At 57.7% G+C, this 7455-nt stretch carries 5 protein-coding genes; 2 read left to right on the top strand and 3 right to left on the bottom strand.

Annotation, left to right across the window (positions count from 1 at the left end):
• Both ACRAWE_RS24300 and ACRAWE_RS24295 read right to left on the bottom strand, forming a co-directional pair.
• A partial coding sequence (locus ACRAWE_RS24300; protein ID WP_432526008.1) for a S8 family serine peptidase occupies positions 1-1823 on the bottom strand: 1823 nt, incomplete at its 3' end.
• 390 nt (positions 1824-2213) lie between these two features.
• On the bottom strand, positions 2214-2765 hold the full coding sequence (locus ACRAWE_RS24295) for a TetR/AcrR family transcriptional regulator (protein ID WP_019455250.1): 552 nt from the start codon (positions 2763-2765) through the stop codon (positions 2214-2216).
• Between the two features lie 351 nt (positions 2766-3116).
• Between ACRAWE_RS24295 and ACRAWE_RS24290 the strand changes: the two genes are divergently transcribed.
• Complete coding sequence (locus ACRAWE_RS24290) at positions 3117-4334, top strand: Tm-1-like ATP-binding domain-containing protein (protein WP_432526007.1); 1218 nt, start codon at positions 3117-3119, stop codon at positions 4332-4334.
• 88 nt (positions 4335-4422) lie between these two features.
• On the opposite strand, the gene spy is transcribed toward ACRAWE_RS24290, so the two are convergent.
• Complete coding sequence (gene spy, locus ACRAWE_RS24285; RefSeq protein ID WP_019455252.1) at positions 4423-4914, bottom strand: ATP-independent periplasmic protein-refolding chaperone Spy; 492 nt, start codon at positions 4912-4914, stop codon at positions 4423-4425.
• Between the two features lie 543 nt (positions 4915-5457).
• Between spy and pdeR the strand changes: the two genes are divergently transcribed.
• The gene (gene pdeR / locus ACRAWE_RS24280; protein ID WP_019455253.1) at positions 5458-7452 is read left to right on the top strand and encodes a cyclic di-GMP phosphodiesterase; all 1995 of its coding nucleotides are present in this window, start codon (positions 5458-5460) and stop codon (positions 7450-7452) included.
• The last annotated feature ends 3 nt before the right edge of the window (positions 7453-7455 follow it).

Below are 7455 nucleotides of genomic sequence, written 5' to 3'. Positions count from 1 at the left end.
ACCGCCACCTCGCCGCCGCCGATCGTCGCCGAGCCGCTGCTCTGGATCCGATCGCTCTGGCCGTTCGGGCCCACTTCCACCGCGTAGCGCGACCCCGGCTCGAAGCTGACGTTGCCGGCCACGTTCAGGGTGCCGATCGAGTTGCCCGGTGCCACGGTGCCGCCACTTCGTGCGGTCAGTGAACCGACCGTGCCGCTGCCGCCGACGATGCCGCCGTTCTGCACGCTGACATCCGAGGTGACCGAGCCGTTGATCGCCAGCCGCCCCTGATTGACCAGCGTCGGGCCGGCATAGGTGTTGGTGCCGGTCAGCACCAGGGTGCCCACGCCCTCTTTGGTCAGGCCGCCGTGGCCGGAGATGTCGTTAGTCCAGAAATCCAGGCCACAAAGCGTATCGCTGCAGACGCGCTCGGTCGGCTTGCCTTTGTCCAGCACCGCGCCGACGCCCGGCAAATCCACCACGAACTGGGTCGGGCCGTAAGCCACGCCCGTCGGATCCGGGATGCGGAATTCTGCGGGAATATCTTCGACGGTCACCAACATACCCGGACCGTTGATGGCCTTGCCCAGGTTGATCATCCCCCAGCCGTAGAGCGCATCGATGCCAGGCGCTCCCATATCGGTGGCGGTGGTTTTCAGCACATCCGCCACCTGCGCGCCATTCAGATACGGGAAGCGTTCCATCAGCACCGCAACGCTGCCGGCCACATGCGGCGCCGCCATTGAGGTACCGCTGTATTTGGCGTAGTCGGTAGTCAGATTCTCTACGCTGGTACCTTCAATCACCGAGCTGTACACCCGGGTACCTGGCGCCGAGACGCATAAACTGGCGGTGTAGCCGCAGCGGGAAGAGAAGGTGCTGATGCTGTAGTCGCCGGTATTGGTCGGATCCTGCAGGCTGGCGACCGACAGCCAGTTCGGCGCGATATCCGGCACAAAATAGGCCAGGCCGGCCATGGCGTCCGGATTGTTCAGGTTGTAATCGTTACCGGCAGCAAAGATGGTGACCACGCCGCTGCGCGCCGCATCGATCGCGCCCTGATAGGCGCCACCGGGCTTGGTGCCGAGGATCTGTTTGATCTGATCGAACTGCTTTTGCGCATCGTCAACGGTGAAATGCGGATAAGCCGGGTTCTTACCGCCCTTGGCGAATTTATCGGTAATGCCGATGCCCCAGCTGTTGTTGATAATGCGCGCGCCGCTGGCCACCAGCGCATCCCAACCGGCCTGATACACCGCGCCGTCGTTGCCGAGCACAATGCCGTCTTCCGGGCCGGGGTCGCCGTTCTCCGCGCTGATGATCTGCGCGTTGAACGCCACGCCGTGCATGGCGCCGCCGTCGCGGCTGCCGGCGGCGATGCCGCCCACGTGGGTGCCGTGCGAACCGAGCGTGCCGTCGGAATCCACGCTCGGCGTGCCGTCATAGCGGAAATCATCGCCTTTTTTCACCGGAATATAGGGATCGGTGTATTCGCGAATGCCATGCGTAACCAGATTGATCACTTTATCGGGGCCGACGAACTCGGGGTGTTTGGCGTAGACTGGCTGATCGAAAATGCCGAGTTTGATGCCTTTTCCGGTATAACCGGCGGCGTAGGCCTGGTCGGCGTGGATCGCCCCCAGCCCCCATTCTGCATTGAACTCGCTGCTGCGCCAGCTGGCCGGATCGCCTGCCTTGCCGTTCTCTATATAGGTTGCGGCCTGCGCCCCGCCAATCGCCGTCAGGCAGATCAACATTGCGCTCCACTGCGCGCGATGAACCCCGATCTCAGGCCAGCCGAAGGCCGCCCGAGCGGATTTGACTCCTCTAAGTTTCTTCTCCATCCCAGATACCGTCCGTTGTTGTTTGCAAATGTTTTATAAGATTTTTTGTGTAACAGTTTGGTAACACCAAATAAATAAAGCACAACAATCTCAAGTGCGCTTAATGTGTCATTCGGTAGTCCAGGGGAAGGAGAGAACGTTTCAAGGGTGAATCAGGTGAGCAGCGATAAGAAAGGACAATGATATTGCACGGTGTCTAAGTGGCGTTCGAAAGCGAGAAGATTAAATTTAACAAATTGATAAATAAAGATATAAATCAGATAAACCGAAGGGGGAGATCGCCTGAAAAGTGCTTAACAGGCGTCTTTTATCACTTTTAATTATAAATTTTGCCAATATTCACTCAGTGAATTATGCTGGTTTATCACTCGGCCATCGGCAAAAATTGGATTATCCTGCTGATGTTTTTTTGCTGTTCATCGCATCCTCTTCCGCCTGACGGAGGATAGCTTTAGCCATCCACTGCGTGACGTCCTGAATACCCTCCAGCTCCAGCCCCCAGATATCTTTCAGCACCAAGAACACCTCCGAACCGTAAATCAGCGAGAAAGCATAAATCACTCTCTGTAGAGAATCCGGCGGCAGTTTGCCCTGCAACGGTTCTACCGCCAGCTGCAGCAGCCGCTTACGGTTACCACGCACGAATTTTTCGCCCGGCGTCGCGTTCGCCCACTGCTGTAGAGAGAGCTGCAGCGCTGCGCGTAATGCGCCCTCATGTCGCTCCATCTGGGGATAGGCGAAGGCCAGCAACTGCTGAATGCGTTTCAGCGCATCGTTATCTTGCGGGCGCCAGGCCAGGATCGGCCCCAGGCTTTCCGTCACCACGGCGGTAATCAGCGCACTTTGAGTGGGGAAATAGCGGTAGGCAGTTGCACGTGAAACCTGCGCGTGCGCCGCCAGTTCGGTGATCGAAGGGAACGCCCCTTCGTCATACAGCGCCATCGCGCTCCCCAGCAGCAAACGATAGGTTTTAGCCCGGGCGGAAGTCAGTGAAAGATCGGACGGGGCGGGAAAAGCATTTATCGGCACTTAAACCTCATACATCTGAACATGCTTGCGCGACCGGAGATACGCCACGGCCGACCGGTTGGCGGTGAAACCTCGGCCGCGCTAAAAAGCTCAAAAATGAGACAGGAGTCCCATTTTTCATTGAGCTGCCCTTGCAAAAATGATACTACCGTCTCATTATATAAATACATTAATCAATTTAACTTAAAAGCCAACACCAGGGAACATCAAAAAACATAACATAATGTTTTTAATTAAAAATTAGAAATCCCTTCGGAAAAATGCATGAAAGATACTTCAAATTTTGTCTATATTGCTACCACAGCAGATACCAAAGGACAAGAGTTGGAGTATGTGCGGCGGCTGATTGCCAGCCTGAATTTGCCCACGCTAACCGTCGATCTCTCCACCCGTAGCTTGCCGTTTAACTCCCCGGCCGATATCGGCCCAGAAGAGGTTGCCCGTCACCATCCGGCGGGCGCAGGCGCGGTCTTCTGCGCCAACCGCGGCCAAGCGATCGCCGCCATGGCGATCGCTTTTGAACGCTTTATCCTGACGCGGCGCGATATCGCCGCCCTGCTTGGCCTGGGCGGTTCCGGCGGCACCGCCATCATTACGCCGGCCATGCAGCAGCTGCCGATTGGCATGCCGAAATTGATGGTCTCGAGCATGGCGGCGGGCGACGTTTCCGCCTATGTTGGCGCCAGCGACATCAACATGATGTATTCGGTCACCGATCTCGCCGGCCTCAACCGCATCTCACGGCGGGTACTGGGCAACGCGGCGCGTCAGATAGCCGGGGCGGTACGCTTCGCTGCCGCCGATCATCTCGAAGACAAACCCGCGATCGGCCTGACGATGTTTGGCGTTACCACTCCCTGCGTTCAGGCGCTGGTCGCCAACCTTGCACCGCAATGGGATTGCCTGACGTTTCACGCGACCGGCAGCGGCGGTAGAGCGCTGGAAAAACTGATCGATAGCCGCCAACTGCACGGCGCCATCGATTTAACCACCACCGAAGTGACCGACTACCTGTTTGGCGGTGTGCTGCCCTGTAATGCCGATCGTTTCGGCGCCATCGCGCGTACCGGCCTCCCGTGCGTGATCTCCTGCGGCGCTATCGACATGATCAACTTCGGCGCGCCGAATACGGTACCGGCTCACTACGCCGACCGTCTGCACCACCATCACAACCCGCAAGTCACGCTGGTGCGCACCAGCGTGCAGGAAAACGCGCTAACCGGGCGTTGGATAGGCGAAAAAATCAACGCCTGCACGGGCGAAGTGCGCTTTGTGATTCCGACGGGCGGCGTGTCAGCTCTGGATGCGCCCGGCCAACCGTTCTGGGATCCGGCGGCGCTGGCCGCCTTTACGCAAACGCTGGAGGAAACGGTGCACGCCACCGACAGGCGCCGATTGATAAAAACGCCTTATCATATTAATGACCCGCGTTTTGCGCAGGCCGTTGCTGAACAGTTCCGACAAATTGGCGGCGGGAAATGACGATCGCGCAATACAACATCGAGCGGCAATCATGCATGAAAAAGGCCAGACATTTCGTCTGGCCCTTATTATTCACTGCGAACGCATATTACTGACCGGAGGACATCTGCTCCTTCATTTTATTCATGTGGTCCATCATTTTTTGTTCGCGTTTCTGATAATTCTCATTGTATTGTTTTTTCTGCTCAGGAGTCAGCAGGTTATACATTTTATTTTCTGCTTTGGCGCGCTCCAGCATGCGTTCGGATTGCGCTTTATTGATCGTGTCAATTTGCGCTTTCGCCTTCGCTTCATCAAAGCTGTCGGAAGCGACCAGATTATGCAGCGCCTGGCGTTCCTCTTTCATGCCCGGCCCGCGTTTTTGGTGCGAATCTTTCATGATGTCGCGCATTTGCTGGCGCTGTTGCTCGGTCAGGTTCAGCCCAGCGAACGGGCCGCCTTTGCCTTCGCCCTTGTGATGCATCATTTTCATCGGTGCCGCATCCGCCGCCGGAGCGGTTGTCGTGTCGGCGGCGAACGCCGCAGAAGCAGAACCCAGGGCCAGCGTGGAAGCAATAAATAAAGCCGTCAATTTACGCATAATCATTTCCTTAAAAATTTTTCTTCATCAGGAGCGCTGTACGTTAACAGGCTCATTCGTCGTCGGAGATAATAATAGGCTGATAAAATTCAAGTAATGCGAGGGTGTGTAAACTTTTTAAAACCCATCATGGGTTTATTCACCAATTATGAGAAAAGTATGAAGATGGCGTTTATTCGGCGGAAATTTTAATTTCCCGGCGCAAATCCCCTCGGCGGAGTTATTTTTCAGTCTCACCCTCAACGCTATAATTTACTCGCGTTCACGGCAACCTTACGTCAACCGTTTTTCGCTAGCGAGAAGAATCTGTACAAACTTCGCGCGGCCCGATGTTCTCCTCCTACACTTTAAGACAACCGGCCGTCAGGTGCCGCTTACGCCGCAAAACCAATCATTGCTTATATAATAGTTTCCATCACCCGCCCCGCCTGTGGAAACCTGTTATATGATGCACAGACGCGCACGGCGACCACTTTCGGGCCAACAGGCTGCCCGCCGGTTCTTCGTGCTGACCGGCCGCCCGTGCTCTTTTGAGGAATCATCATGTCCGCAGACCAAGGCCCTGAGCTTCTTAACGCCCACTTCGGCACCCAGAGCCCCCATTGGCGGCTGGCGTTTGACAGCAATGCTTTGGAGCTGTCCGCCGTTAAGGGCAAAGCCCACATCGCGGTGGCGCTCAGCGCGATGGAAGCGGCGAAAATTCGCCGCCTGACCGGCGTCACCGCCAGCCTTGAACTGACCATTACGCTCGCCGGTGAACCGCTGCATCTGCATCTGGTCGGGCGACGCGTCAACCATCTCGAATGGGCGGGCACCGCTTCAGCCTTCAGCGACACCCAATCCGTGGCGCGCGATCTGGTGCACGGCCTCTCCTTCGCCGAACAGGTGGTGTCCGAAGCCAACTCGGTGATCGTGATCGTCGATCAACACGGCCGTATCCAACGCTTCAACCGGCTGAGCGAGGAGTACACCGGGCTGCAAGAACACGAAGTGATCGGCAAAAACGTTTTCCAACTGTTCATGAGCCCGGAAGAAGCCGCCGCCTCAAGGCGCAACATCGCCGGCTTCTTCCGCAACGGTTCATCGTATGAAGTTGAACGCTGGGTAAAGACGGTCAAGGGAGAACGGCTGTTCCTGTTCCGCAACAAGTTCGTGCACAGCGGCAGCGGCAAGAACGAAGTTTTTCTGATCTGCTCCGGTACCGACATTACCGAAGAACGCCGCGCGCAGGAGCGGCTGCGGGTGCTGGCCAACACCGATCTCATCACCGGCCTGCCGAACCGCAACGCCATCCAAGACAAGATCAATCATGCCATCGCCACGCGCGGCGAAGAGAGTTTCGGCCTGGTGTACCTCGATCTCGACAACTTCAAGAAGGTCAATGACGCCTACGGCCATATGTTCGGCGATCGGCTGCTGGTCGAAGTCGCGCTGGCGATCCTCGGCTGCCTGAGCCCCGATCAGGTGCTCGCCCGTCTGGGCGGTGACGAATTTTTGGTGCTGGCGCCGCAGACCGACCGCGAGCGCCTGCAAACGCTGGCGCAGCGCATCATCGATCGGCTGAAAACGCCGTTCCGCATCGGTCTGATTGAAGTGTATACCGGCTGCTCGATCGGCATCGCGCTGTGCCCGGAGCACGGCAACGATCTCGACAGCCTGATCCGCAGCGCCGATACCGCCATGTACGTCGCCAAGGAGCACGGCAAACGCACCTATACCGTTTTCTCGCCGGAGATGAACAAACGCGTCGCCGAATACATGTGGCTCGATACCAACCTGCGCAAAGGGCTGGAGCAAAATCAGCTGGTGCTGTACTACCAGCCTAAAATCGACGCGCGCAGCGGTGAAGTGCACAGCGTGGAAGCGCTGGTGCGCTGGGATTCTCCGGAGCGCGGCCTCATCCCGCCGCTGCAGTTCATCTCCTACGCCGAGGAGTCCGGCCTGATCGGTCCGCTGGGCCAATGGGTGCTGCAGACCGCCGCCGGCCAGGCGGCGCAGTGGCAAGAACAGGGGTTGAATCTGCGGGTGGCGGTCAATCTCTCCGCCCGGCAGCTGGCCGATGACAGCATCGTCAACGATCTGCTCGGGGTGCTGCGCCATCATCGCATGGCCCCATGCCTGCTGGACTTCGAATTGACCGAGAGCAGCCTGATTGAAGACGAAAATCGCGCGCGCGTGCTGATCACCCGGCTGCGCGAACTGGGTGCGCAGGTGCATCTCGACGACTTTGGTACCGGTTATTCGTCGTTGGCGCAGCTGGCGCGTATTCCGCTGGACGCCATCAAGCTGGATAAAAGCTTCGTGCGCGGGGTGAATTTCAACCCGGTTTCGCAATCGCTGGTACGCGCGATCGTTGCGGCGGCGGAGGCGTTGGCCTTCAGAGTGATCGCCGAAGGCGTGGAAACCGAGAGCGAAAACCACTTCCTCGACGAGGTCGGCGTGGACGAAAAGCAGGGCTTTCTGTTCGCGCGGCCAATGCTCCCGGAACAGCTGGAGCATTGGCTGCAGTCTTATCGCCCGCCCTCACCTTCCGCATGAGGC

The sequence above is a fragment of the Serratia sp. BFP-2025 genome, assembly GCF_050880365.1.
Classification (GTDB): Bacteria; Pseudomonadota; Gammaproteobacteria; order Enterobacterales; family Enterobacteriaceae; genus Serratia; species Serratia surfactantfaciens.
Note: the sequence above shows the minus strand (reverse complement) of the source record. Positions and strands in the feature narration are given on the sequence as shown.